The organism is Collinsella sp. TM10-22 (genome assembly GCF_003466125.1).
Classification (GTDB): Bacteria; Actinomycetota; Coriobacteriia; order Coriobacteriales; family Coriobacteriaceae; genus Collinsella.
This window is the reverse complement of the sequence record NZ_QSOC01000023.1, coordinates 1-535: the sequence shown is the minus strand read 5'-3', so window position 1 is coordinate 535 and position 535 is coordinate 1. Positions and strand designations below refer to the sequence as shown.

Genomic DNA, 535 nt, shown 5'->3' with positions numbered 1-535 from the left:
GAAATGGAGAAGGGGGAGGCCTCGCGGCCTCCCCCTTTTTTGCGTTATATAAACCGACATTTGCCCTATCTGTTTTAGGTGTGTTCGGATTGGCTTTAGTCGAGGGCATCGTAGTCGTTCGCGGTGAGGCAGAGCCGATCTTTTTACTCATGTCGCTTTCTGGTGGCGCTCAGTCGGCTCCAGGGTTCTGTCGTCACGTATATCCGGACGGATCTTTTGCTCCTTATTTCCAGTACATTAATTAAGGGGCATTATTTTACTCAAATACACTCCGCCAGTGGGGGCTCTGTCTAATTAGTGATGGAGCCCCCACTGGCGTTTATATAGGTTTGTTAACGTTGTCCTTCAATTTATTACGGGCTAACTAGCGGAGATCGACGAGGGTATAAAGATGCTATGTCTACAGTGGATAGCAAGATTCCCGAGGTCATACGGTCTGTCCAAGGTTTATGACCATATGTGCGACTCTGAGCAACTCGGAGCCCAGTTAATTAATTTGTGAACAAAATATGGAGTGCGTGATTCCCGGCCCCGG

Annotated in this window: 1 protein-coding gene; it reads left to right on the top strand. The window is 48.4% G+C overall.

Annotated elements, in window-relative coordinates; translation table 11 throughout:
- A partial coding sequence (locus DXD94_RS09905; protein ID WP_233540361.1) for a hypothetical protein occupies positions 1–245 on the top strand: 245 nt, incomplete at its 5' end.
- Between the last annotated feature and the right edge of the window lie 290 nt (positions 246–535).